This window comes from Aeromonas taiwanensis (assembly GCF_000820165.1).
GTDB lineage: Bacteria > Pseudomonadota > Gammaproteobacteria > Enterobacterales > Aeromonadaceae > Aeromonas > Aeromonas taiwanensis.
On record NZ_CDDD01000021.1, the window covers coordinates 1 to 25,229 of the forward strand.

Genomic DNA, 25,229 nt, shown 5'->3' on the forward strand with positions numbered 1-25,229 from the left:
CCGGCCCCCGCAACCAACTTCTCCTCTCTTTTCACTCGTTTTACCCCTTGTTCAGCACTCCTCAGCCTCGAATGCACACATTAATGTGTGTTTTTGCGATCTCTTGCGCCATTTGTTCGGTATCATCCTGGTTTCTGTTCATGGATGAGGCCGCTGCCCGTGATGCAACCTTTCAGCTATTCCCCCCCCAAGATAACCCTGCAGACCCGCACTCTCGACGAGGTGATGGCGAGCCCTGTTCCCGTCAAGATCCTGCTCATCGCCGAGACCGCGCAGGATGCCCTGCTGGCACAGGCCCCCTTCGCCGGGGTGGCGGCCCAGATAGCCCTGGGTCAGAAGGGGCCCTACCGGCTGGCAGACGGCCGGGGGGTGCAGCTGGTGATCTTCGTCGATCCGGCGCCCGCTCTGGATCACCGTCTCTACAAGCAGGTGCGCACCTGGGTGGCTTCCCTTTCGGGGCTCAAGACGACGGAGCTGGCGCTGCACCTGGAAGGTTTCGATGACGCCAGCAGGGCGCGCCTGGGAGAGCTGGTGATCGCCGCCCTGCTGGCGGCCGATGTGCGGCTACCGACCCAGAAGCGGGGGGAGGAGGAGGGTGCGGGCTACCAGAGCCTGCAGATCTCCCCGCCCTGGGATCTGGATCTGGCCCGCCTGACGGCTGAGGCCGAGGGCAACGGCCTGGCCCGTCACCTGGCTGTGCTGCCTGCCTCCGAGCTCAATGCCCAAGGTTACCGGGCCTTTGTGCGACAGCTGGCACAGGAGCAGGGTTGGCAGTGGCAGGAGTTCGACGAGGCCACCCTTGCCGAGCAGGGGGCCGGCGCCTTCCTGGCGGTGGCCAGAGGCTCGGCGGATGGCCAGGCCGCCATCGTCAGACTCAGCTACTGTCCAGCCAATCCGGTGCGCCGCGTCGCGCTGGTGGGCAAGGGGATCTGCCACGACTCCGGTGGCTACAACCTGAAAGTCGGCGGCAGCATGTATGGCATGCACCTGGACATGGGGGGCAGCGCGGTGGCGCTCGGCACCCTCCATGCCATCAGCCGGGCCAGATTGCCCTATGAGGTAGACTGCTGGCTCGCCATCGCCGAGAACCACATAGGCCCGCTGGCCTACCGGCCCGGGGAGGTGGTGACTGCCCTCAATGGCACCACCATCGAAGTGGTGGACACCGACGCCGAGGGGCGCATGGTGCTGGCGGATGCCCTGACTCTGGCGGCGCAGGGGGAGCCGGATCTGCTGATCGACTACGCCACCCTGACCGGCGCCTGCAAGCGGGCGCTCGGCAGCCGCTACAGCGGCGCCTTCACCAACCGCCCCGAGTGGCTGGGCGGGCTGATCAGCCTGGGTCAGCAGAGCGGCGAGCGGGTCTGGCCCTTCCCGCTGGACGAGGATTACGACGACAACCTCGATAGCGAGTGGGCCGATCTGTTACAGTGCGCGCCGGGGAGCTCGCCGGATCACATCGATGCCGCCCGCTTCCTCAGCCGCTTCGTGCCTGCCGCCACGCCCTGGCTGCACCTGGATCTGAGCGGTTTTCGCAACAAGGGGGGCAACGGGGTGGTCGGCAGCGAGGTGACCGGATTCGGTGTCAGGCTGTCGCTGACCCTGCTCGCCAGCCCCCTGGGCATGGTTGATCCCGACGCCTGATGAATCCCTGAGAATCAATAAGGACAAGCGTGAAACAAGCAAGCTATGACTGGGTGCTGTTCGATCTGGACGAAACCCTGCTCGATTTCCCGGTCGCCCAGGCCCTGGAGCGGACTCTGCAGGTCTACGGCGTGGTGCCGACACCGCCCAAGATGGAGGCCTATCGCACCCTGAACCAGCGGCTCTGGCAGCAGTACAATTCTGGCGAAATCGACGCCACCCACCTGCAGCAGACCCGTTTCTCCCTGTTTGCGGAGCAGGTGGCGGCGTCCCCCATGGCGATGAACGACACCTTCCTGCAGCAGATCATCGCCCTGAGCGTCCCACTGGAGGGGGTGGAAGAGACCCTGCAGGCCCTGAAGGGCCGGGTCAGGATGGGGATCATCACCAACGGCTTCAGCGTGCCCCAGCGCGGGCGCCTGGACAAACTGGGGTGGCATGCGTGGTTTGAGCCCCTCGTTATCTCCGACGAGGTGCAGGTGACCAAGCCGGCGGCGGCCATCTTCCAGCACGCGCTGGAGCTGATGGGGCAGCCGAGCCCGGCGCGGGTGCTGATGGTGGGGGACAACCCCAAGACCGACATCGCCGGTGCCGCGGCCCAAGGGCTCGCGACCTGCTGGTACAACCCGTCCCGGGAGGCGGGGCCCTGCGAGGCGACCCACGAGATCCACCACTTCGCCCACCTCTCGGAGATCGTGCTGGGCGCCTGAGTTCAGCCAGGCGCACGCAGAGACAGGCAGAAACAAAAAGGCAGCCCTCGGGCTGCCTTTTTTCATGGGACGCCCATCAGCGACCGAGACGGCGGAGCAGCCAGGCCTCCAGCAGCGCCACACCGGGGGCGAGCACGGACTCGTCGAAGTCGAACTCCGGGTGATGGTGGGGGGCCGCCAGGTTGGCACCCAGGATGAGGTAGGCAGCCTGGCCCCCGCTCTGCTGCACCCGCTCGATGAGAAAGCCCGCGTCCTCGCTGGCACCGAAGCGGCGGCTATGGATGGTCTCGAGCGCTATCCCCTGTGCGAGGGGCACGAGCTCCTCGATGAGGGCCGGGCTGTTCTCGATACCGATGGCTTCCCCCTGCTTGCGGATGAGGTAGGTGGCACCCTGCATCAGGGCGGCCCCTTCCACTATCTGCTGCACCTGGTTGAACATGTAGTCATTCAACGCTGGTGTGGCGCCACGGGTCTCTCCCATGAGCCGGGCGTGGCCGGGGATGACATTGCGGCCGCTGCCGCCATGGAGCTGGCCCACGTTGATGCGGGTCATGCCGTCGCGGTGGCGGGGGATGCCGAGCATGGCCGTGGTGGCCATGCAGGCCGCCGCCAGGGCATTGTGGCCCGCGTTGGGCTCGAGCCCGGCATGGGCGGCTTGCCCCATAAACTCCACGTCAAACTTGGTGGAGCAGAGAAACTCGGTGGGGTTGACCACCAGCTCGCCACTGTTGGCGTGGATGCCGATGTGCAGCGCCAGCAGGGCGTCCACGTCATCGAGCTGACCGCCGGCCGCCAGTGCCTTGCCGCCGCGGCATCCCTCTTCGGCAGGTTGAAAGAAGAGTTTGATGCGGCCGGTGAGCTTATCCCCCTGGGCGGCGATCCGCTCGGCCAGCACCAGCCCGATGGCGGTATGGCCGTCATGGGCACAGGCATGCATCCAGCCCGGGTTGGTGGAGTGCCACCCCTCCTGGCTGGGCAGGTGGGCCCCCTCTTCACTCTCTTGCACCTCCACCGCGTCGATGTCGAAGCGAAACGCCAGGGTGGGGCCGGGACGACCGCTGTCCCACAGGCCCATCACCCCGGTGAGCTCGTCGATGCGCGCCAGCCAGTCGGGGTGGGCGCCCTGGCGCAGGGCGCGCTCCTTCTCGGCGTCAACGTCGATCTCCCGCCCCATGATGAGGTTGCTGGCGAGCAGTTGATCCCCGAGCATGACGGAGAAACCGAGTTCATTGAGGTGGTGGGCGATGAGGGTGCTGGTGCGAAACTCGCACCAGGCGGCTTCGGGGAGACGGTGAAGGTCGCGGCGCCAGCGGCGCAAGGCATCCTGAGTCATGGTCATTCCTGTGTGGCAAATCCAGGGGACATTGTGACGGTCAGGGGGGCAAGAGTAAATCCCGTGCCAATGGATGCAACAGGGGGAGCACTCAGGCTCCCCTTGCAATCATGGCGAACAGGCCAGTCAGGACGTTAATTGCTCACCAGTGCCAGATAATCCAGCTTTCCCGTCGCATTTCGTCACACCGCCTCAAAAGGGCGTGTTGGTGCGTCATTTATCACCGCACAGACGGTGATAATGATGGGGCCTGGGTGTCAGCTGACTGATTGACCGGCTTACAGCTGTGCCAGTGAAGGCAGAGAGACGGCAACCAGGGTGAAGAACACGGTAAAAACGGCGGTAACAACGAACTCTTTCATGATTTTGTCTCCCTTGGTTGACTGTTGATGGGTCCAAGATACCACAATGACCCGACAAAACAATGAAAAATGCATTTATATAAAGAAAATGGCACAGCTTGATGATAAAGCCATGTTTTTGCATCTTTGTGTCCGTTTTATCGCCCAGTTCTGGTGATGGCTTGTGTCTATGCTCTCGATCTTTGTTTTTTGTATTTCATTTCAATAGGTTAGTGATTGAGTATTGATGTCTCATGTGTAGTCTTGAATGACGCCCATCCTGTTTTTATCAATTTTGTGGCAGAAATATGCACCCTTGGTGCGCCGGTAAGTGTCGTCAAGATGGGGTTGGTTGGCTGGGCGCGTCATGTTTTGCCTCCTGTCATGTTATTTCCCCCTATATGGAAAAAATCCAGTCAGGGCAGCGGTTTCTGGCCATGCACCCTGGGCGCTTTTCTCAATTAACCGGCAAAAAGTGGCGATAAGGCGTCGATAAATGGGGGCTCATCCGTGATCCTGGTCAGATAATGTTCGCTCCCGGTGCGGCGAAGAAGTACTGCCTGTCTGGGATCTGCTGAGTGCGAGCTGGCTTCCTTCAAAAGGCCTGGGAAGAAAATAAGCCGAGCGCAGGGAGACGGGCGTGGAGAGCGCCGCAGGCCTTGCACCGAGCTGGCGGGGTAGATGGCACCGGTCAGGTGAGGAAACACACCCAGACAGGGAAGGGACTGGGATAACGCACCCAGGAGATAAGGGAAGGGTTGCCAGGACGCCTCTTTATGCTTTGGAAGGGCGGGTGAAGAGGCCATGCGGGGAGAGTGCTCATCGCGGGCGAGGGCAGCGCAGACATAAAAAAACCCTCCGGAGGAGGGTTTTGTCACACAACCTGATTAGCACCGCTCGCAACGGGAGCGAAGGCTTAGAACAGGGTGGTGGAGAGATCGTACAGCTCCTGGTTGAACGGGCGCTTGAGGTTCTCGATGCAGTCGATGATGTCGTGGTGCACCATCTCGTTGCCCTGGATACCGACGCAGCGGCCACCCTGGCCGGCCAGCAACTGCTCGACGGCGAAGGCACCCATACGGCTGGACATGATGCGGTCACGGGCAGTCGGGGCACCGCCACGCTGGATGTGGCCCAGGATGGTGGCGCGGGTTTCGCGGCCGGTCATGGCTTCGATGTCTTTCGCCAGAGCGTTGACGTCGGTGACGTGCTCGCAGATGGTGATGATGGCGTGCTTCTTGCCCTTGGTCTCGCCTTCCTTGATCTGTTGCAGCAGCTTCTCTTTGTCGAAGGCCACTTCCGGCACGATCACGTACTCGGCGCCACCAGCAACCGCGGCAGACATGGCCAGATCGCCGCAGTGGCGGCCCATGATCTCGACCACGGAGATGCGGTGGTGGGAGCTGCAGGTGTCGCGCAGACGGTCGATGGCGTCGACAACCACGTTCAGGGCGGTATCAAAGCCGATGGTGAAGTCGGTACCGGCGATGTCGTTGTCGATGGTGCCCGGCAGGCCGATGCAGGGGAAACCTTCCTCGGTCAGCTTCTTGGCACCCATGTAGGAGCCGTCACCGCCGATGACCACCAGAGCGTCGATGCCGTGCTTCTTCAGGTTCTCGACCGCCTCGGCACGGACTTTCGGGTCCTTGAAGGCGGGGAAGCGGGCGGAGCCCAGGAAGGTGCCGCCGCGGTTCACCACGTCGGAGACGCTGTGGCGCTCGAGCTTGACGATCCTGTCCTGGTGCAGACCGAGGTAGCCATCATAGATGCCGTAAACTTCCAGGCCATGATGCAGACCGGCGCGCACCACGGCGCGGATGGCTGCGTTCATACCCGGTGCGTCACCACCACTGGTCAAAACACCAATACGTTTGATTTGTTTGGTCATGAGTGCCTCTGGATCTGAGTTGTCGAAAATCTATATCTGAAAAATACGGCGAGCCCGCTTTTACTATATCGGCTTTCCTATGGCGAAGGGTCCATAGGAAAGCGATATGAAGAGAGGGGCAAGCCCCTCTCTTCTGGCCGCTTACTTGGCGGCGCCAGCGATGATCTGGGAGAAGTCGTCCACTTTCAGGGACGCACCGCCCACCAGGCCGCCGTCGATGTCCGGCTGGCCGAACAGGTCGGCAGCGGTAGCACCGGTCACGGAGCCGCCGTACAGGATCTGTACCTTGGCTGCCACGTCTGCGTCAAAGCCGGCCAGGTACTGGCGGATGTGAGCGTGCACGGCCTGGGCGATTTCCGGGGTGGCAGTCTTGCCGGTGCCGATGGCCCAGACAGGCTCATAGGCAATGACGGCGTTGCTGAAGGAGGCGATGCCACAGCGGTCGATGACGGCTTTCAGCTGGGTCTCGACGACCTGGTTGGTGGTACCGGCTTCGAACTGGGCCAGGGTCTCACCGATGCACAGGACAGGGACCAGGCCGCCCTTCTGGATGGCTTCGTACTTGGCAGCGACCACGTCGTCGGTCTCTGCGTGCAGGGTACGGCGCTCGCTGTGACCGACCAGGGAGTAGGTGCAACCGAAGGCTTTGAGCATGGAGGGGGCATTCTCGCCGGTGAAGGCGCCGGACTCGTGAACGTCGGCGTTCTGGGCACCGTAGGCGATCTTGCTGCCGGCGGTCAGCTGTTCAACCAGACCCAAAAAGATAACAGGCGGGCAGACGGCGACTTGCACGGAAGGATGAGCGGCAGCAGCCGGGGTCAGTCCTTTGATCAGAGCTTCCACGGAAGCCTTGGTGCCGTTCAGTTTCCAGTTACCCATTACCAGGTGCTGTCTCATCTTCTATATCTCCTAGGCATTTGATTGCGCAACATTATATGAATTGAACCGAGCCCAAGATAGCTGACCCGGCGGCAAATGACGTAATTTTTTTTCGCTTTCCTGATCCAAATCAGGAATGAAAGGCGCGATTGCTCACTCGGTGACCTGCCCCCGCAAACGGGCCCACCATACCCCAATCCACTCGTGAATGGCAGCCTCGGAATACATCAGATAGCGCCCCTTGGGGAGGTAGGTATAGAGGGGTTGCGGCACCTGACTCTGCTTGGCGGTGTAATCGGTGGGGGCCGGCATCGCATCGAGTCCCTGACCGCGATAGAGGGCCATGGCGCGAGGCAGATGGGTGGCCGAGCTCACCAGGGCGACCCGCTTGCCCTTGAGGTGGCGGGCGATGCTGACCGCCTCGTCATGGGTGTCTTTGTTGTTTTCAAACAACGTCATCCGGGCGCGCGGGATGCCGAGCGTCTCGGCCATGCGGGCGTTGACCTCGGCGTTCGAGAGGGGATCGCCCGCCACGGCGCCGGAGAAGATGAGCTCCGCTTGCGGATAAGCCTGGGCAAGGCGTACCCCCTCCAGGGTGCGGGCCAGGGAGATGTTGTTCTGCCAGCTGATCATGGGCACGGCGGGATCGCTCACATGGCCGTTGCCGAGCACGACGATGGCGTCTAGATGGGGATGCTGGCTCACCTCGAAGGGGGGATAGGTCTGCTCGAGCCCACGGGCCAGCTCATAGCTCACCGGTCGCATGCCCATCAGGGCAACGATCACAAGCGACAGGGTCGCCAGCAGCTTGCCGGTTTTCTGGAAACGGGTGAACCAGAGCAGCCCGATCGCCAGCAGCAATAAGGAGAGGGAGAAGGGGAGCGGCATCAGCAGCTGGCCCAGCCATTTCTTGAGGACAAAGAGGTTGAACTCGAACACGGCAGCGACGTCCTTGAGTTTTCAGCAAATTCGGGATGTGACAGAATACCCCTCTTTTTGGTCTGGCCCAATCCTGCGGCCAAGAGTTGAGTGTGTCTTGAAGCAAGATCAGAGTTTTGACGGGCGTGCGGACAAGTTCGCCCGCAACATCTACGACTCCACCAAGGGGTGCATCCGCACGACCGTGGTGTGGAGCGACATCGAGGCCTGCCTGGCACGCCTGGGCAATCGGCCCCTGCGCATCCTGGATGCAGGAGGCGGCTTTGGCTACTTCGCCCAGAAGCTGGCGGCCATGGGCCATCAGGTGGAGCTGTGCGATCTTTCGGCGGAGATGCTGGCCCTGGCCCGCACCCAGATCGCCGAGAAGGGGCTGGAAGACAGAATTCGTCTCATCCATTGCCCCATTCAGGATCTGAAGCAACACGTGACCGGTACCTTCGATCTGGTGCTCTGCCATGCGGTGCTGGAGTGGCTCGCCGAGCCGCGCCAGACCTTGCTGGGTCTGTTCCCTTTCGTCAAGGCTGGGGGCATACTGTCGCTGCTTTTCTACAATCGTCACGGCCTCCTGTTCCAGAGCCTGGTGGTGGGCAATTTCGATTATGTGCGCCTGGGCCTTCGCAAGAAGCGCCAGACTGCCCTGACCCCCACCAATCCCCAGATCCCCGAGCAGGTCTATGACTGGATAGGCAGGGGAGGCTTGCGGATCATCGGCAAGACCGGGGTGCGGGTCATCCACGACTACATGCGCCACAAGCAGGATCAGGTCGAGAAGTTCGACGATCTGCTGGCCATGGAGCAGCAGTACTGCCGGCAGGAACCCTTTGTCTCCCTGGGTCGCTATATCCATGTGATGGCCCAGAAACCAGCCGGTTGAGACACACCGGCGTGAATACGATGCGGGATCCAGCCGCCGGGGCGCCACCGACCCCGGCCTATATCACCACGGCGGGCGAGTGACCCGCCGGCTATAACAACGAGATGATAACGTCATGATGAGTACATCCCGTACCCTGCCAGAGACGGTGGGATGGGTCAGACAGGAGGGGTTGTCCCTGAACCTCCCCACCGACCGGCTGGCCTTTCTGATCGCGATCAAGACCCTGTCCGAGGACGAGTCTGATCTCTCGGAGGCCGCGCTGCACGATGCCTTCGGCTACGTGAGCAGCGCCTTCGGCCAGATGGACGAGACCCTCACCGGTCGCGCCAACAACGCCATCAACGATCTCATTCGCCAGCAGCTGCTGTCGCGCTTCACCACCGACATGGTGGCGGGGGAGAGCCTCTACCGCCTGTCGCGCCTTGGCATGAGCATCGTCGACTTCTTCCTGGAGAGCCGTCAGGTGGACTCCATCAAGCTCTCCATCCTGCTCGAGCACCTGGCTGCCGAGCTCGACACCGCCCGCAAGGCCGCGCTCGAGACCAATACCCGGGAGCAGTGGGATGCCGAGGTGCTGCCCCGTCTCACCTTCTCCCTTGAGGAGACGCTCGGGCGCATCGACCTCACCCAGCGCGCCATGGATGAGCAGCAGAACCAGGTGAAGGGCGAGATCGCGGCCCTGCTGACCCAGAACTGGGTCGATGCCATCCACAGCTGCGAGAAGCTCTTGCACGAGACCGGTCAGACCCTGCGCGAACTGCAGGACACCCTGGATGCCGCCGGTCACCGCCTGCAGGCGGGGCTGCTCAACATTCAGGAGGCGGCCCAGGGGCGCGACGATCTGTTCCACGTCGAGGAGCTGACCCATGCCCTGCAGGGGCGGCTTGACGTCATCACCGCCTGGGGCCAGCAGTGCATCGAGCTCTGGTCCCGCTACGACAGACACGTCCACAAATTCATCCGCAACGCCATCGACATGGACAAGAACCGCGCCTTCAGCCAGCGGCTGCGGGAATCCATCCGCAACTTCGAGCAGCACAACTGGCTGCTGCGAGTGGCCGAGGAGCCGCGCCTCCTGGAGCTGCGGGATGAGACCATCGCCATCCACGACGAAGAAGTCACCGGCGAGGTGCCGCTGGAGATGGAGTACATGGAGATGGTGGACATCAATCAGGAGCTGGCCGAGCGCATCGAGCGCTACCTGGCCCGCTACCCCGAGCAGGGCCATCAGCTGGATCTCGCGGACGTGCTGCGGGAGTACCTGCTGGACTACCCGGCCCATGCCCACTTCGACGTGGCGCGCCTCCTGATCGATCAGGCCGTGCGTCTCGGCCATGCCAGCGGTGAGCGCGAGCATCACCGTCAGCCCGCATGGAAACCCATTAACCAAGCTGGATCCAAGGTTCAGGCCTATGTCATCGATCAATACTGAGTTTCCCTTGCCCCTGCGACTCGCAGAGGCCATCGCCAACCCCTTGTTTCCGCGCATCGACACCGCCCTGCGCTCCGGTCGTCACATCAGTGCCGACGAGTTCGAGCAGCACTCCGCCCTGGTGGAGTACCACGGCGAGCTGGAGATCTTCTACGGCCGCTATCAGGTCGAGCTCATCAAGGCGCCGGAAGGCTTCTTCTACCTGCGCCCGCGCCCGAGTGCCGACATCGGAACAACAGTGTTATCTGAGCTCGATATGCTGGTGGGCAAGGTGCTCTGCTACCTGTTCCTGAGCCCGGACCGCCTCGCCTCGGAAGGGGTCTTCTCCATGGCCGAGCTACAGGAGGAGGTGCTGGGGCTGGCGGACGAGAAACAGCTGCTGCGCATGGTCAACAGCCGTTCCGGCGGCACCGATCTCGACAAGAAGAAACTCCTCGAGAAGATCCGCACCTCCATGCGTCGCCTCAAGCGCCTCGGGATGATCACCGCCCTTGGCAACAGCGACAAGTTCCGGGTCAACGAGTCCGTGTTCCGCTTCGCCGCCGACGTGCGCTCCGACGAGGATCCCCGCGCGGTGCAGCTGCGGATGATCCAGGAGGGGGAGGCCATCTTCCACGACGACGAGATGCCGAGCAGCGATTCCCTGTTCGAGGACATCGAAGGGGATCTGGACGAAGAGCAGCTTGAGCTGGAGGTCGAAGATGATCTGCGAGACTAATTTTCTGGCACAGATGGAGACGAGAGTCCTGATGGAGAGTGCGGCGTGAGAGGTAAATTCAAATCCCTGACCATGGTCAACTGGAACGGCTTCTTCGCCCGGACCTTCGATCTCGACCAGCTGGTGACCACCTTGTCCGGCGGCAACGGCGCGGGCAAGTCCACCACCATGGCGGCCTTCATCGCGGCCCTTATTCCCGATCAGTCCCTGCTGCATTTTCGTAACACCACGGAGGCGGGCTCATCCAGCGCGTCCCGCGACAAGGGGCTCTACGGCAAGCTGCAGCGCGGTCACTGCTACTCGGTGCTGGGAGTGATGAACAGCCGCGAGCAGCGGATCTGGGTCGGCGTGCACCTGGAGCAGGTGGCCAACCGCGACAACAAGGTGAACATCACCCCGTTCGCCCTGGTTGACGTGCCCGAGCACCTGGCGCCCACCGATCTGCTGCTGGAGAAGCTCGACGACGGCAAGGGGCGGGTGCGTGCCTTCGCCGATCTGAAAGGGGCGGCGGCGGAGCTCGGCGCCATCAAGGTCGCCAAGTTCAATACGGTGACCGATTATCACAACTTCATGTTCGAGTTCGGCATCACGCCGAAGAAGCTGCGTGATCAGAAGGATCGCGGCAAGTTCTATCGCCTGATCGAGGCCTCCCTCTACGGCGGCATCTCATCATCCATCAGCCGCTCCCTGCGGGAATACCTGCTGCCGGAGAACTCCGGCGTGCGCAAGGCATTCCAGGACATGGAGGCGGCCATCTACGAGAACCGCCGCACCCTGGAGGCGATCAAGGAGACCCAGGGTCAGCGGGATCTGTTCAAGAACCTCATCACCGAGACCACCCACTACGTGGCCGCGGAGTATGTGCGGGGCGCCGCCGAGAAGAGCCGGCTCTCCGAGCTGGCCCTGAAGGCCCGTGCCGAGCTTGCGGGCAAACGCCGCCTGCTCGCCGAGGAGAAGCAGCGCGCCATCTATCTGGCGGACGAGGTGGATCAGCTCACCAACCGCGAGAAGCTCCTGACCGACGAGCTGGAGTCCGCCGCCGAGCACCTGGCCAAGGTGATGGCGGCCGTCAACCTGCAGAAGAAGATCGAGATGTACCGCGCCGATCTCGCGGAGCTGGTGGACAAGCTCGAGCAGCAGCAGGCGGTGGTGGAAGAGATCCACGGCCAGCTGCTGGAGGTGGAGGAGCGCAAGGAGCTGGCGCAAGGAGAGGTGGACAGCCTCAAGACCCAGCTCGCCGACTACCAGCAGGCGCTGGATATCCAGCAGACCCGCGCCATCCAGTACCGCCAGGCGGTGCAGGCCCTGGAAAACGCCCGCGAGCAGTGCGAACTGCCGGGGTTGACCGCCGAACAGGCGAGTGACGCCCTGCACCAGTTCCGCGCCGCCGAGCAGAGTCTGACCCGTCAGGTGCTGGCCGCCGAGCAGCAGCTGGCGCTCGCCAAGGCGGCGGTGGCCGAGCACGAGGCGGCGCTGGCGCTGCTTTTGAGCATCGCTCCCGAGACCGCCCGTGAGGCTGCCTGGCCCCAAGCCCAGGCCCTGCTCAAGCGCCATATCGAGGACAAGGCCCGCATTGCCCAGGGGCAGGGGTTGCGCGCCGCCCTGGCCCGCCTCGAGAAGGAGAGCGAAAGCCAGAAGACCCTCTTGCGGCTGCGAGACGAGCTGGCCCAGGCGTCTGGTCAGCACATTGCCAGCCAGGACGAGCTGGAACTCTTCTTGGAAGCCCAGCGCACCCGTCAGGAGGAGCTCGCCGAGCAGCAAGGGGAGGCGAACCAGCGCCGCGCCAGCCTGGAGCATCAGGGGGCCCAGCTGGGCCGCGATATCGCGGAGCTGACCAAGCTCGCCCCCCGCTGGCTGAAGTCCTTCGAGAAGCTCGAGCAGCTGCGCGAGCAGAGCGGATTGCCGCTCGCCACCGCCGAAGAACTTTCTTCCGGCATGCAGAGCGTGCTCGACAAGGAGCGGGAGTTCGAGCAGGAGAGCAACCGCATCCAGAGCCAGAAACAGGCGCTGGAGCTGCAAATTCGCAACCTGCAGCTGGGGGCCGGCGAGGCCGATCCGCGCCTTGCCCGCATCGCCGAGCAGGTGGGGGGCGTGCTGCTCTCCGACGTCTACGACGACATCTCCATCGACGATGCCCCTTACTACTCGGCGCTCTACGGTCCGGCTCGCAGCGCCCTGGTGGTGCTCGACCTGGAAGGCGCCATCGAGCGGCTGAAAAAGCTGGACGATTGCCCGGAGGACATCTACCTCATCCAGGGCAACCCCGACTCCTTTGACGAGGATCTGGTGGAGGCGGACGAGCTGGGGGACGCCGTGCTGGTGCGCACCAGCAAGCGTCAGGTGCGCTTCTCCCGCTACCCCGATCTGCCGCTCTTTGGCCGCGCCGCTCGGGAAAAACGGATCGAGCAGCTGGACCTGGAACGGGAAAATCTCATCGAGGGCTACGCCAAGGCCGCCTTCGAGCAGCAGAAGTACCACCGCCTCTACGGCCACTTCCGCGACTTTATCGGTGCCCACCTGGATATCGCCTTCCGCCCCGACCCGGAAGCGGAAGTGCAGGCCAAACAGGCCGAGCAGCGCAAGCTGCAAGAGACCATCGCCGAGTGCGACAAGCAGCTGGCCGAGGCCAAGGCAGCCGCTGCCCAGCTGACTCGCCATATCCAGCTGGTGCAGGGGATGCTGCCCTTCGCCCATCTCTTTGCCGAGGCAGACCTGGCGGCGCGACTCGAGGCGGCCCACGCCGATGTTGAGGCCCTTAAAACAGCCGAAGCCTTTGTCGCCAAGCACGGCAAGGCCCTCGAGAAACTCGAGACTCTGGCGCAGGTGCTGCGCCAGGATCCCCAGGATCTCGCCGCCCTGCAGGCCACCTTTGACGAGGCGAGCGAACAGCTGGCGGAGCAGAAGCGCCGTTGCTACGCACTCGATCAGCTGGTGGCCCGTCTGCCGCACTTCGCCTATCAAGATGCGCAGGACCTGCTCGGCAAGGCCTCCGAGATGAGCGAGCGCCTGAAAGAGAAGCTCAAGGCGGCGGAACTGGCCGCCCGCACCGCCGGCGAGCAGCACAAGCTGATCGCCTTGCGCCACACCGAGGCGCTGCAGCTGCGCACGGCGCTCGATTCCAGCGCCGCGGCCAAGGGGCAGACCCTGGCGGAGTTCGAGCAGGAGCTGGGGGCCATGGGGCTCTCCCTGTCGGATGACATGGAAGAGAAGGCCCGCGCCCACAAGAAAGAGATCGAAGAGCTGCTCATCCGCACCCGGACCCGTCGTACCAGTGCCGAGGCCCAGCTGCAGGTGTGCAAGCGCGAGATTGAATCCCTCGGCGGTCGTCTCAAGCTGGAAGGCAAGGATTACTACGGCGCTCGCAAATCCCTGGTGGGCCACAAGGCGAGCTGGTCGCGGGTGGTGCGCCTGGCGCGGGAGACCGACGTCGAGAAGCGCCTCAACAAGCGCGAGCTGGCTTACTTAGACAGCGACGAGCTGCGCTCCATGTCGGACAAGGCCCTCGGCGCCCTGCGGGTGGCGGTGGCCCACGACGAGGCCCTGCGCGATGCGCTGCGTCTGTCGGAAGGCAACCGCAACACCGAGCAGAAGGTCGCCTTCTACGTGCAGGTCTACCGTTACCTCAAAGATCGCATCCGCAACGACATCATCCGCTCGGACGATCCGGTGGAGGCCATCGAGGAGATGGAGATCGAGCTGGCCCGTCTGGCCGATGAGCTCAAGCAGCGGGAGAATCACTTGTCTCTCTCCTCCCACGAGGTAGCGGCCAAGATCACCAACATCATCCGCCGGGAGCAGAACCGCATCCGGGTGCTGAACCAGGGCTTGCAGAACATCGCCTTCGGTCTGGTACGCGGGGTGCGCCTCAACGTCAATATCCGCGAGGCCCACACTCGCCTCCTGACCGCGCTCGCCGATCAGAGTGCCATGCACAATGATCTGTTTGCCGACAAGGAGCTCAGCTTCTCCGAGGCCATGGCCAAGCTGTTCCAGCGCCTGAACCCGCAGGTGGAGCAGGGGGAGCGCAACTACCAGGTGATGGGGGACGTGCTGCTGGACTATCGCAACTACCTGGAGCTGGAGATCGAGGTGCAGCGCGGTGCCGATGGCTGGCTGCGGGCCGAGAGCGGCGCCCTCTCTACCGGCGAGGCGATCGGCACCGGTCAGGCCATCCTCTTGATGGTGCTGATCAGCTGGGAGGAGGAGTCCCGCCGCCTGCGCGGCAAGGACATCGCTCCCTGCCGTCTGCTGTTCCTGGACGAGGCGGCGCGCCTGGATGGCAAGTCCATCGCCACCCTGTTCGAGCTGTGCGAGCGGCAGGACATGCAGCTCCTCATCGCGGCGCCCGAGAACATCAGCCCCGAGAAGGGCACCACCTACAAGCTCATCCGCAAGGTGCAGGGCAAGCACGAACACGTGCACGTGGTGGGACTGCGGGGCTTCGGCTTTGCTGACGACAAGCTGATCGCCTGAGGTCGCATCACCTGACACAGGCTGACGGAGCGATAACCAAAACGGGAGGCACAGGCCTCCCGTTTTCTATGGGAAAGTGAGAGAGTAGCCCCCTGTTTGCAGGATTGAACCTGGCGTTGACGCTATGGCCTTTGAGCCGGTGTGGCGCCGAACACTGAGTCGAGGAAGTGGATGATGATCACCATGGTGCAAAAGGGGGTGCTGATCCCCCTGAGTCTGCTGCTGGCCGCCTGCAGCAGCCAGCCGCAGGCCGGTGAGGATGGCAGCGTGCGCGGTTACACCCAGACGGGGCTCGCCTCCTACTATGCCGATCGCTACCACAACAAGAGGACCGCGAGCGGCGAACTGCACAAGAGGGGGGGCAACACGGCGGCTCACATGACGCTGCCCTTCGGCACCCAGGTCAAGGTCACCAACCTCGCCAACGGCAAGAGCGTGGTGGTACGGGTCAACGACAGGGGCAACTTTGCCAGGGGACGCATCATCGATCTCTCCAGGGCAGCCTTCAGCGCCATCGGCAATCCCCGAACCGGGCTTATCAAGGTGAAGCTGGAGGTAGTCCCTTAGCGATTGTCAGTACAGCGTCATCGAAACGGGAGGCACTGCCTCCCGTTTTGTTTTTTGGGTGATGCAGCGAGGTGGTCAAGGTCCGGCACTGATTCTCCGCTACCCTCTGAGGGAGATCGCCATGCCTGTAAGGCACACGGGAGAGGGGACGTTTCGATGCAAAGGACGTTGTTGCTGGTGCGCCATGCAAAATCGAGCTGGGAAGAGGCTGGGCTGCCTGACAGGGCGCGCCCCCTGGCTCCACGGGGGCTGCGTGATGCCCCCCTGATGGGGGACCGATTGGCACGGGCGGGGGTGAAGCCCGATCTCATCCTCTCCAGTCCCGCCTGCCGGGCCTTGTCGACAGCTAGGCTGATCGCCGGGGCGCTGGGTTACCCGATTAGCCGGATAGCGGTCGATGATCGCCTCTACGGGAGCAATGTGGATACCCTGCTCGAGGTGGTGGGGGAGTTTGCCGACACGCTGGGGTGCGTGATGCTCGTCGGTCACGATCCGGAGTTCACCGCCCTGGCCCATCGCTTCTCAAGCAAGATCACCCGGATGCCGACCTGCGCCGTCGCGTGCTTCACCTTTGATGCGCCATCCTGGTCGGCGCTGGCGGCCCGATCCCTCAAGGGGGTGAGCTTCGATTATCCCAGGCTGCACCGGGATGAGCGGGGCCACAAGCCATGAAAAAGGGGAGCCAGGGCTCCCCTTACTGCGCCTTGGCGTTCCACCTACTCGACCGAGATCGGCCCCTTGGTGCCTGCATCGTTGTCGACCCAGCCATCTTCTCCCTTGATGCGGCGATCCCCCTGGATGGTGTAGGTGACCATGCCTTGCTTGAACACCAGGGCACCGTCGGACTTCTTGGCCTTGACCGGCTTGCCGTTGACCCATACCCGGTCCTGTGCATCGATGCGGATGGTGGCCACGGTGGCGCCCGTCTCGGGGAAGGTGGCGACCCAGTTGCCGGCATAGGGGCTGCCGCTGGCGGGGGCCGCGCCAAATCCTGCGGCAGCATTCTCTGCTTTGGTCTTGTTGATGTCGCACCCGTTGAGTTCGCTCACCTGGGTGCAACCGGAACGCTCCAGTTTCTGCTTGTAGCTGAGGTTGAGACCACCGTCGGCGGCCGGGGCAGGGGGGCCAAATCCCGCCTTGGCATTCTCCGCCTTGCTCTTGTGGATGTCACAGCCCTGGGCCTCGGTGACCTGGGTACAGCCGGAGCGCTCCAGCTGTTCGGCGTATTTGGCATTGATGGCGTGAACCTGGGCGCTGCCCAGCAGGGACAGGGTCAGGATGAGTGCAGCATTTCTGAACATGATCGGTTCCTCAAGGAATGGTAAGGCTGGCGCCCTGCAACCCTGGCCGCAAGGCGCCGGGCTTGCCATCAGGGTGGCAAGATGGCGACTCTCTCTCACGTTAGCAGGCGGCGCTCTGCTCGCCAGATGGCGGTGCGAGAGGATGGGGGTCAGCTCTGGGGTATACGCACCCCTTTGTCGAGATAGAGGCTGCTGTAATGGGCCCTGTGGGTGACGAACATCACCTGGTGCCGGCTGCCGTCGGAGAGGATGACGAAGTCGCCGGCCTGGGCCGGGCTCTGCAGGAGGATCTCGTGATCGGGGGCGGTCAGCTTGTCGGCCTCCTCCCTGAAGGTGAGGGTGTAGGAATACATATGGCGCTCCACAACAGGCTCATATACGGACACGTTTACAACTCTAGCTCCGACGGCAGGGATCTGCGGCGCCCAAGCGGCACCACAGCGTGATCATCGAGATCCGGCTGGGGGAAGAGATGGGCATGTTGTCGCGGCGTGATGACGAGACCCCGGCAGAATCCGGGCCTCCGGCCGGGCAAGGTGGATAGGAGGTGAGCACAGGAGATCATCCGGGTGATGGGGGTTCGAATCTGTGATTCACCCGGCCTGGTCGCGGAGAGAGCCCAATGAAAAAACCGCCTGAAGGCGGTTTTTTCATTGGCTAGTCATCCTACTTCAGGGCTTTTTTCAGCTTCTTTATCTTGCTCTCGTGCTTGGCTATTTTTGCCTGACGGGCGGCGATCTTCTTCTTGAGCTCTTTCTTGCTGGCCATGGGATTGCTCCTTGGGGTCGGGGGCATCATGGGGATCATGGTGCCCGGGGTCTCTCCATGCGTGCCGGGAAGGCCCTCTCCACTGACACACTGGCAGCCAGGGGAGGGGGCATACCGCGGAACTGGTTTGCAGGATAGTCCAGTTTTCCCCTGGCGCCACCCGAATGCCAGGATATCGGGGCAACAAAAAAGCGCCCCTGGGGGCGCTTCTGTCAGGCAGGGGCGGTATCAGGCCTTCTTCAGGTAGGCGGCCACCAGCACGATCTGCATGCCGTTGACCTTGCCCTCGATGTGCAGGGGATTGTTGGTCAGGCGAATGCCCTTGACCAGGGTACCGCGCTTGGCGGTGAACCCGGCGCCCTTGACGTCCAGATCCTTGATCAGGGTGACGGAGTCCCCTTCGACCAGCACGGCGCCGTTGGAATCGACGGTCGGCACGCTGTCGTCATCGTCACTCGCTACACCGGCTTCTGCCCATGCCCTGGTCTCTTCTTCCATGTACATCATGTCCAGCATGTCCTGGGCCCAGAGCTCGCCCCGGGTGCTGAGGGCCTTGAGCTGGCGCCAGGCCATCACCTGCACCGCCGGCACCTGACTCCACATGCTGTCACCCAGGCAACGCCAGTGGTTGACGTCCGTGGTGTCCGGCTGTTCCAGCTGGCCACGGCAGGTGGTGCAGAGTGCCACGCTGTGGTCGTCGTCATTGGCGGGGGAGTGCGGCACCGGGAAGGCAGTCAGCGCATGTTCTGCGCCACACAGCTCGCATTTGGCATTCGCACGGGCTTGCAGGATGGCATTGATGGTCATGTTTGGATTCCGTTGATAGGGGTAAAGCGGCTCGCCGGGGCGGGCAGCGCGAAGGAGGGGGCGGAATATAGCACAAATCCCTGTATTTTGTCAGGCTACCGCCCGAGGCTTGTGCAGAGGCGTGGTGACGAGTGCTTTTTGACGGCAGATCGCTAGAATGAGCCACCCTTTTGCACTGCAGGACAGGTTCACCGTGCTGGCCCACCGTTTTCGACAACTGGATCGCTTGCTCACCGACGAGAAACACTGGTGGCAATACCAGCCCTATCACCACCTGGGGCTCGCCTTCGCCAGCGAGGCGCCTGCCCTCGCCGAGTGCCTGGAGGCCCTGAGCCTTGAGGAGATAGCACGCCTCGATGGCGACATGGGGGCGCTCTGCACCCTGCTTGCTCCCTGGATCCCGGCGGGAGCCGAGCTGCAGGCCCTGAGCTCGCTCGCCGAGTTCGTGCCCGAGCCGGTGCAGTGCGCTAGGGCCGTGGCAATGTACATGCCGGGGCGCAAGCAGGCGCAGATAGAGGCCTTCACCGGTTGCCTGCCCCCTCACCCGGGCCCCTATCTGGAGTGGTGCGCCGGCAAGGGACACCTGGGAAGGCTGGTCTCCCTGCACCGGGGGCGCGACATCCTGAGCCTGGAGTGGCAGGGCGAACTCTGCGAGGAGGGGCGACGCCTCGCGGCGCGCGACGGGGCGCGGATGACCTTCGTGGAGGCGGATGCCTTCGCTCCTGCCTCGGGGAACCTCATCGCCGAGCACCACCACGCCATGGCGCTGCACGCCTGCGGCGATCTGCACACCCATCTGCTAGCGCGAGTAGCCGAGCGGCGTGCCCGGGGGGTGACCCTCTCTCCCTGCTGCTACCACCTGATCCGGGGCGATCGCTACGAGCCCCTCTCCCTGGCCGCCAAGGGCAGCGCATTGCGCCTTGGCAAGAGCGACCTCAAGCTGCCGCTGCAGGAGACGGTGACCGGTGGTGCCCGCATCGCCCGACTGCGGGAACAGGAGGTGGTGTGGCGCCTCGCCTTCGACTGCCTGCAGCGCCAGCTGCGCGGAGTGGATGAGTACCTGCCGGTGCCGAACCTGCAAAAGAGCCTGCTGACCGGTGGCTTCGAGGCCTTCTGCCACTGGGCCGCCGAGCGCAAGGGGATAAGTCTGCCGACGGGGCTCGACTACGACGGTTTCCTGCTCAGGGGAGAGCGGCGCTTCGGGGATGTCGCCCGCATGGAGCTGGTGCGCCACCTCTTCCGTCGCCCCCTCGAGATCTGGCTCCTGCTCGATCGCGCCCTCTTCCTCGAGGAGCAGGGGTACGAGGTGGAGGTGGGGACCTTCTGCCCCAAGCCCATGACCCCGCGCAACCTGCTGATCCGGGCGGTGCGCACTCACAGCGCCTAGCCGAAGAGGGTCTCGGCATGTGGCGACGGGCCTGCGCGATGGCAACGTTCGCCGCCGGTTCCTCCTCGACAAAGAGCGCCATCTGAGTGCAGCGGTGAAATGGCTCACATTTTCGCCAAATTCTTAATTCTTGTCGTGAATTTAGTTGTCGGGATGCCTATGCTCCCCCCTGACTTTATTGCGAGACAAGGATGGTTACCCATGTTCACACTCAAGCGCACTGCCTGTCTGGTTGCCCTCGTCTGGGCACTTCCGGGCCAGGCCGCCATGACGATCCAGCCCGATCCCCAGAACAGCGGCGGCTATGTGATTGCGGCGGCGGATCTTGCCAGCGCGGCGCAGGCCAAGACCGCCAACCCCATGTACGGGATCTGGTCCAAGGCCCTCGCGACCCGGCCCAATAGCGTGGTGGAGGCGATCGTGGCACGCGCCCCCGGCAACCCGGACAACGTCAAGCGAGTCGAGCGGGTCTTCACCGAAGCGGACTGGGACTTCCTGACCCAGATGGCCGCTCCGGAATACACTTACGAGCGCTTCCTGCGGGCGGTCGGCAAGTTCCCCGCCTTCTGCGGCGACTACACGGACGGTCGCAACGCCGATGCCATCTGCAAAAAATCCATCATCACCGCCTTCGCCCACTTCGCCCAGGAGACCGGCGGCCACATCGGCAAGGACAATGTCTCCGACAACCCGCTGGGGCTGGAGGAGTGGCAGCAGGCCTTGGTGCACGTGCGCGAGATGGGCTGGTCGGAGGGACAGACCGGCTACACCACGGGTTGCGGCCAGAACGACTGGCAGAACAAGAAGTGGCCGTGCAGCACCGGCCAGGGCTATTTCGGTCGCGGCGCCAAGCAGCTCTCCTACCATTTCAACTACGGCGCCTTCTCCGAGGCCATGTTTGGCGGCGATGCCTCTGTGCTCCTCAACAACCCGGGGCTGGTGGCCGACTCCTGGCTCAACCTTGCCTCCGCCATCTGGTTCTTCCTGACCCCGCAGGCTCCCAAGCCCGCCATGCTGCACGTGATCGACCGCACCTGGGTGCCCTCCCAGCGGGAGATCGCGGCGGGCATCGGCTATGGCTTTGGCACCACCATCAACGTCATCAACGGCGGCATCGAGTGCGGCGAGCAGAACAGGGACAAGGGGCAGCCGGTCAACCGTATCCGCTATTGGGAGGGGCTGGCGGCCCACTACGGGATCCCCGTGCTGGCCGACGAGAAGAACACCTGCTGGCAGCAGACCCCCTATGGCAGCCTCAACCTCAACGGCGCCACCGACGTGCTCTACACCAACTGGGACGGCAACTGGAAATACTACCCGGACAGACCCGGTGGCTACTCGTTCGAATGCGAGCTGGTGGGCTTCCAGACCGCCTACTCGGCCCTGGTGCCGGGGGATTACGAGAAGTGCGTGACCAACGTCTACGGCTCCCACGCCAACTGGCCCAAGGTGCGGGTGGTGGCCCAGCTCGATCCTGCGCCCGTCGACCCGACTACGCCACCGGTGGGCGGCGTCCCCGCCTGGGAGGCAAGCAAGGTCTACACCGCCGGCAACAAGGTGAGCCACAAGGGGGTCATCTATCAGGCCAAGTGGTGGACCCAGGGCAATGAGCCTGGCAAGGGGGATCCCTGGGCTGTGGTGAACTGAGCCGCGGCAGCAGCATGAGCAGGGGAGGCGACAGGCCTCCCCTGATTGTCTGTGGGCAGGGCACCCCTGGTGCGTTCTCTTTTTATGAAGATAGCGGGCTGTGCCCCTCGGCAAGGAGTACGTCCGATAAGCATCGCCTGATCCCGGTGCAGGAGAAGGCGCCAATGGCCCGTCAACCGCCGGGATAACGGGGGATGCCCCCCGCGAACCGGTTGCCTGGCAGGGGGGGATCGCCGGATGGTCTGTTGCCGCTGCCCGGTTTGCGTGCTACTTCAACTGGTGCGACGGGGATCGGGGGCGCTCTTCGCTCCTTGTGTCGCCCTGTATTCAAGGAGGGATCATGGAAGGTCATTGTCTGTGTGGCGGGGTCCGGGTGGTGAGTGGCGATCACAAGGAGGTCAATCTCTGTCACTGCGCCATGTGCCGGCGCTGGTCCGGTGGGCCCATGTTTGCGGTCCACGGCGGCAAGGGCGTGCGCTTCACCGGGATCACCCCGGTGGCCTACCGCTCGTCCGAGTGGGCGGAGCGCGGTTTCTGTCCCACCTGCGGTACCCACCTCTTCTATCACCTGCTGCCGACGGATGAGTACATCCTCTGTGCCGGGTTGTTCCAGGAACAGGGGTTCGAGCTCACCGGGCAGATCTTCATCGACGAGAAGCCGGACTTTTACGAGCTCAAGAACGATACCCCGACCCTGACCGGACAGCAGGTGTTCGAACAGTTTGCCCCCAAACCCTGACGACGGGAGTCAGAGCTGATGGAGCTGGTGGTGATCCGCCATGGGGAGACCCGGGCCAACGCCGAGGGGCGTTATCTGGGGGCGCTGGATCTGCCCCTTAACGACCGGGGGCGGGAGCAGGTGGTCGAGCTGGCGCAAGCCCTTGCGGGTGAGGGGCCGTTTGCCTGCCTGCTCTCGTCTCCCTTGCTGCGCGCCAGGCAGAGTGCGCAGCCAATTGCTCGGGAGCTGGCTCTGCCGGTCCGGATAGAGCCCGCCTTTCGTGAACGCCACGTGGGACTCTTCGAGGGGTTGACCCAGACAGAAGCGAGAGAGCGCTACCCAGCACTCTGGGCGCGCAACATTACCCGTCGCTGGGATGAGGCACCTCCCGGCGGCGAATCCCTGGATGCGGTGATAGCGCGGGTATCCCGGGGGCTGACCGCGCTGGTGCACAGGCATGGTGGGGAGCGGGTATTGCTGGTGGCCCACGGGGTGGTGGCCAAGGTGATCCGCGCCCTCACCGGCGCAGGTTTTGCCGACTTCTTCTCGTGGCAGCTGCATAACGGCGGCAGGCTGGTGGTCAGTCTGGATCCTGCCCGGCCGCCGGTATATTGCCATCGCCCAGTGGGGCAGGAGTAATTCCGCTTTTTGATGATGGCCGTGCTGACTCGGCCCGTGATGGCGATCACTCCAGGCCCTGAGGAAAGAGGGTGACCGCCTGGCCGGCCAGGCAGAGTACAACAGTGAGCAAAGGAGAGTGCGATGAAGATAAGCGTCAGTGTCCTGGTAGAGCGCCCCCTGGCCGAGGTATGGCTGGGCTGGAACACGCCAGCCAGCATCATGGAGTGGAACGCCGCCTCCCCACAGTGGCACTGTCCCCAAAGCCGGGTGGATCTGCGGGTCGGGGGGCGTTTTAGCCACCGCATGGCGGCCAGGGATGGCAGCATGGGGTTCGATTTCGAGGGCACCTTCACCGAGGTCAGGGCGCCGACGGGGCTCGGCTACGTCATGGACGATGGCCGCGAGGTCAGCGTGCGGTTCGTGGAGGAGCAGGGCGGCACCCGGGTGGAGGAGGTGTTCGACGCCGAGTCCCAGCACAGCGGCGAGGCGCAGCGGGCCGGCTGGCAGAGCATCCTGGATAACTTCAAGCGCCACATGGAGGCCGCCGGATAAGGCGCCATGGCGGCACCAATAAAAAACCACCGCAGCTTGTCGGTGGTTTTTTTGTATCAGGCCGGTGGCTGCCCCCAGGCGAGCGCGAAGCAGTTACTCTTCGATATCCAGCAGCACCAGGATGGCGCTCTCTCCCCCCCATTCCCGTGGCGCCTGGTGGAAGGCCTGCACGTTGGGATGCTGGGCCAGCCAGCTCGGGATGCGTTGCTTCAGGATATGTTTACCGATGCCGTGCATCACCGAGGCGACGTGAATGTTCTCGCGTCGGCAGAGAGTGAGCAGGGCTGCCAGCTCCAGCTTGGCCTGGTGCTGGTTCATGCCGTGCAGGTCCAGGTAGATCTCCGGCGGGTAGCTGCCGCGCTTGAGCTTTTTCAGCTCGAATTTCGACACGTCTTCACGCACGTAACGGGTCGGCCCGTCCGCCTCGAGATGGGGCTGGTACTCGTCGCTGAAAAAGTGGTCGACCCCAAGCTTTTCGCGGCTCTCGCGCACTTCGCGTTTCTGCTTGACCGGGCTTGAGGAGGCCCTTATGGTATCTTGCTTTATTTTCCGGGTACCTTTGACCGCATCGCGAAACAGCAGGCTTTCCTCGTCTGTGAGTGAGGGCGTTTTTTTCATCAGGTACTCGTCTTGCTCGCTGTATAAAATTCTCGGGCCGGATATTACTCGACTTGGAGGTGGATTTGGACAAGATATTTATCGATGAGGTGGTTGCCGAGATGCACACCATCCAGGACATGTTGCGCTGGGCCATGAGTCGTTTCAACGACGCCGGGATCTTCTACGGACATGGTACCGACAACGCCTGGGATGAGGCCGTGCAACTGGTGCTGCCCGCGTTACATCTGCCGCCGGACGTGGATCCGGCCATGCGCCACTCCCGCCTGACCACCAGCGAGCGTCACCGCATCGCCGAGCTCATCATCCGCCGCGTGCAGGAGCGGGTGCCGGCACCTTATCTCACCAACAAGGCCTGGTATGCCGGTTGGGAGTTCTATGTGGACGAGCGTGTGCTCATTCCGCGCTCCCCGATTGCCGAGATGGTGGCCAACCGCTTCGCCCCCTTCCTGAAGGACGAGCCGACCCGGATCATGGATCTTTGCACCGGCTCCGGTTGCATCGCCATCATCATGGCCCACGAGTTCCCCCACGCGGAAGTGGATGCCATCGACATCAGCGTCGATGCCCTCAACGTGGCCGAGCGCAACATCAACGATCACGGCCTCGAGCAGCAGGTCATCCCCATCCGCTCCGATCTGTTCCGGGATCTGCCGGCCGGTGACAAGTACGATCTCATCGTCTCCAACCCCCCCTACGTGGACTCCGAGGACATGTCGGATCTGCCGGACGAGTTCCGCCACGAGCCGGAGCTGGCCCTGGCGTCGGGCTCCGACGGCCTCAAGCTCACCAAGCGCATCCTGGCCAACGCTGCCGACTTCCTGAAAGAGGATGGCGTACTGGTGGTCGAGGTGGGCAACAGCATGATCCACCTGGAAGCCCAGTTCCCCGACGTGCCCTTCACCTGGGTGGAGTTCGAGAACGGCGGTCACGGCGTCTTCGTGATGACCCGTGCAGAACTCGAGCAGTATCAGGCCCATTTCGCGATCTACAAGAACTAAGCAGCAAG

The 25,229-nt window shown here is 63.4% G+C and carries 22 protein-coding genes; 14 read left to right on the forward strand and 8 right to left on the reverse strand.

Features of this window, described 5'->3' with window-relative positions:
- The first annotated feature begins 159 nt into the window (after nt 1-159).
- Together BN1136_RS04050 and yjjG are read left to right on the forward strand one after the other, a co-directional pair.
- Nucleotides 160-1,644 carry a M17 family metallopeptidase gene (locus BN1136_RS04050; RefSeq protein WP_043760254.1) on the forward strand — a complete coding sequence of 495 codons (1,485 nt, stop codon included), beginning with the start codon at nt 160-162 and terminating at the stop codon, nt 1,642-1,644.
- 29 nt (nt 1,645-1,673) lie between these two features.
- On the forward strand, nt 1,674-2,354 hold the full coding sequence (gene yjjG / locus BN1136_RS04055; protein WP_043760256.1) for a pyrimidine 5'-nucleotidase: 681 nt from the start codon (nt 1,674-1,676) through the stop codon (nt 2,352-2,354).
- A 76-nt stretch (nt 2,355-2,430) separates the two neighbouring features.
- Here the strand turns inward: yjjG and BN1136_RS04060 are convergent, their stop codons facing one another.
- The 4 genes from BN1136_RS04060 to elyC all read right to left on the reverse strand — a co-directional run bounded on the left by BN1136_RS04060 (nt 2,431) and on the right by elyC (nt 7,734).
- A complete protein-coding gene (locus tag BN1136_RS04060; protein ID WP_043760258.1) occupies nt 2,431-3,687 on the reverse strand; it encodes an amidohydrolase in 1,257 nt (418 codons plus the stop codon).
- A 1,257-nt stretch (nt 3,688-4,944) separates the two neighbouring features.
- On the reverse strand, nt 4,945-5,916 hold the full coding sequence (pfkA, locus tag BN1136_RS04065) for a 6-phosphofructokinase (protein WP_043760260.1): 972 nt from the start codon (nt 5,914-5,916) through the stop codon (nt 4,945-4,947).
- A gap of 141 nt (nt 5,917-6,057) precedes the next feature.
- Complete coding sequence (gene tpiA / locus BN1136_RS04070) at nt 6,058-6,813, reverse strand: triose-phosphate isomerase (protein ID WP_043760261.1); 756 nt, start codon at nt 6,811-6,813, stop codon at nt 6,058-6,060.
- A gap of 135 nt (nt 6,814-6,948) precedes the next feature.
- On the reverse strand, nt 6,949-7,734 hold the full coding sequence (elyC, locus tag BN1136_RS04075; protein WP_081843727.1) for an envelope biogenesis factor ElyC: 786 nt from the start codon (nt 7,732-7,734) through the stop codon (nt 6,949-6,951).
- 97 nt (nt 7,735-7,831) lie between these two features.
- Between elyC and cmoM the strand changes: the two genes are divergently transcribed.
- The 6 genes from cmoM to BN1136_RS04105 all read left to right on the forward strand — a co-directional run bounded on the left by cmoM (nt 7,832) and on the right by BN1136_RS04105 (nt 16,473).
- Complete coding sequence (gene cmoM, locus BN1136_RS04080) at nt 7,832-8,608, forward strand: tRNA uridine 5-oxyacetic acid(34) methyltransferase CmoM (RefSeq protein WP_043760264.1); 777 nt, start codon at nt 7,832-7,834, stop codon at nt 8,606-8,608.
- Nucleotides 8,609-8,723: 115 nt separating this feature from the next.
- The gene (mukF, locus tag BN1136_RS04085) at nt 8,724-10,043 is read left to right on the forward strand and encodes a chromosome partition protein MukF (RefSeq protein ID WP_043760266.1); all 1,320 of its coding nucleotides are present in this window, start codon (nt 8,724-8,726) and stop codon (nt 10,041-10,043) included.
- Nucleotides 10,024-10,761, forward strand: coding sequence for a chromosome partition protein MukE (mukE, locus tag BN1136_RS04090; RefSeq protein ID WP_043760270.1), 738 nt, complete (start codon nt 10,024-10,026; stop codon nt 10,759-10,761). The genes mukF and mukE overlap by 20 nt, the downstream gene beginning before the upstream one ends.
- Before the next feature lie 45 nt (nt 10,762-10,806).
- Entirely contained in the window at nt 10,807-15,234 is a 4,428-nt protein-coding gene (mukB, locus tag BN1136_RS04095; RefSeq protein WP_043760272.1) for a chromosome partition protein MukB, read from the forward strand.
- Nucleotides 15,235-15,408: 174 nt separating this feature from the next.
- On the forward strand, nt 15,409-15,801 hold the full coding sequence (locus BN1136_RS04100; RefSeq protein ID WP_043760275.1) for a septal ring lytic transglycosylase RlpA family protein: 393 nt from the start codon (nt 15,409-15,411) through the stop codon (nt 15,799-15,801).
- Between the two features lie 156 nt (nt 15,802-15,957).
- Nucleotides 15,958-16,473, forward strand: coding sequence for a SixA phosphatase family protein (locus tag BN1136_RS04105; RefSeq protein WP_043760277.1), 516 nt, complete (start codon nt 15,958-15,960; stop codon nt 16,471-16,473).
- Nucleotides 16,474-16,517: 44 nt separating this feature from the next.
- Here the strand turns inward: BN1136_RS04105 and BN1136_RS04110 are convergent, their stop codons facing one another.
- The 3 genes from BN1136_RS04110 to BN1136_RS04120 all read right to left on the reverse strand — a co-directional run bounded on the left by BN1136_RS04110 (nt 16,518) and on the right by BN1136_RS04120 (nt 18,677).
- Nucleotides 16,518-17,102: a hypothetical protein gene (locus BN1136_RS04110; RefSeq protein ID WP_043760279.1), complete on the reverse strand. Its 585-nt coding sequence runs from the start codon at nt 17,100-17,102 to the stop codon at nt 16,518-16,520.
- A gap of 149 nt (nt 17,103-17,251) precedes the next feature.
- Nucleotides 17,252-17,455 (reverse strand): hypothetical protein, encoded by a 204-nt coding sequence (locus BN1136_RS04115; RefSeq protein ID WP_043760281.1) that lies wholly within the window; start codon nt 17,453-17,455, stop codon nt 17,252-17,254.
- Between the two features lie 643 nt (nt 17,456-18,098).
- The gene (locus BN1136_RS04120) at nt 18,099-18,677 is read right to left on the reverse strand and encodes a PhnA domain-containing protein (protein WP_043760284.1); all 579 of its coding nucleotides are present in this window, start codon (nt 18,675-18,677) and stop codon (nt 18,099-18,101) included.
- Nucleotides 18,678-18,834: 157 nt separating this feature from the next.
- Between BN1136_RS04120 and BN1136_RS04125 the strand changes: the two genes are divergently transcribed.
- From BN1136_RS04125 to BN1136_RS04145, 5 genes are all read left to right on the forward strand, one after another.
- Complete coding sequence (locus BN1136_RS04125) at nt 18,835-20,064, forward strand: methyltransferase (RefSeq protein ID WP_043760285.1); 1,230 nt, start codon at nt 18,835-18,837, stop codon at nt 20,062-20,064.
- Nucleotides 20,065-20,265: 201 nt separating this feature from the next.
- Nucleotides 20,266-21,711, forward strand: a complete 1,446-nt coding sequence (locus tag BN1136_RS04130; RefSeq protein WP_082034974.1) for a chitinase — start codon at nt 20,266-20,268, stop codon at nt 21,709-21,711.
- Between the two features lie 340 nt (nt 21,712-22,051).
- Complete coding sequence (locus BN1136_RS04135; RefSeq protein ID WP_043760416.1) at nt 22,052-22,450, forward strand: GFA family protein; 399 nt, start codon at nt 22,052-22,054, stop codon at nt 22,448-22,450.
- Nucleotides 22,451-22,468: 18 nt separating this feature from the next.
- Nucleotides 22,469-23,068, forward strand: coding sequence for a histidine phosphatase family protein (locus BN1136_RS04140; protein ID WP_043760293.1), 600 nt, complete (start codon nt 22,469-22,471; stop codon nt 23,066-23,068).
- A 123-nt stretch (nt 23,069-23,191) separates the two neighbouring features.
- Nucleotides 23,192-23,602 carry an SRPBCC family protein gene (locus BN1136_RS04145; protein ID WP_043760295.1) on the forward strand — a complete coding sequence of 137 codons (411 nt, stop codon included), beginning with the start codon at nt 23,192-23,194 and terminating at the stop codon, nt 23,600-23,602.
- 93 nt (nt 23,603-23,695) lie between these two features.
- Here BN1136_RS04145 and smrB read toward each other — a convergent pair whose 3' ends face one another.
- Complete coding sequence (gene smrB, locus BN1136_RS04150) at nt 23,696-24,220, reverse strand: endonuclease SmrB (protein WP_043760297.1); 525 nt, start codon at nt 24,218-24,220, stop codon at nt 23,696-23,698.
- Between the two features lie 65 nt (nt 24,221-24,285).
- Here smrB and prmB point away from each other — a divergent pair, with 65 nt between their 5' ends.
- Nucleotides 24,286-25,221: a 50S ribosomal protein L3 N(5)-glutamine methyltransferase gene (prmB, locus tag BN1136_RS04155; protein ID WP_043760418.1), complete on the forward strand. Its 936-nt coding sequence runs from the start codon at nt 24,286-24,288 to the stop codon at nt 25,219-25,221.
- The last annotated feature ends 8 nt before the right edge of the window (nt 25,222-25,229 follow it).